Origin of the sequence: Pseudomonas sp. SIMBA_068, from assembly GCF_046534705.1 — a bacterium.
Lineage (GTDB): Bacteria > Pseudomonadota > Gammaproteobacteria > Pseudomonadales > Pseudomonadaceae > Aquipseudomonas > Aquipseudomonas putida.
The window spans coordinates 1-241 of sequence record NZ_JAWRYI010001467.1 but is presented as its reverse complement, the minus strand read 5'-3'; the positions used below and the strand labels follow the sequence as shown (position 1 = coordinate 241).

At 63.9% G+C, this 241-nt stretch carries 1 protein-coding gene; it reads left to right on the top strand.

Annotation, left to right across the window (positions count from 1 at the left end):
• Window positions 1-241 (top strand): arginase family protein (locus tag SB756_RS34505; RefSeq protein ID WP_410913809.1); only part of this gene is annotated, 241 nt, incomplete at both ends.

Here is a 241-nt window from a genome sequence, read left to right as displayed (position 1 = left end):
AAGCACGGTTATGAATCCGGCCGCCTGAACCTGCCCTTCGTCGGGCATTGCACCTTCGCCAAATCGCCCATCTGCACCGACTGGGATGCCATCGACGCCGATGTGGCGATCCTCGGTGCGCCCAACGACATGGGCACCCAATGGCGCTCTGGCGCACGTTTCGGACCGCGCGGCATTCGCGAGGCATCGACCCTGTTCTCGTTCGGCCATGCCGGCGCCTACGACTTCGAAGATGACGCCA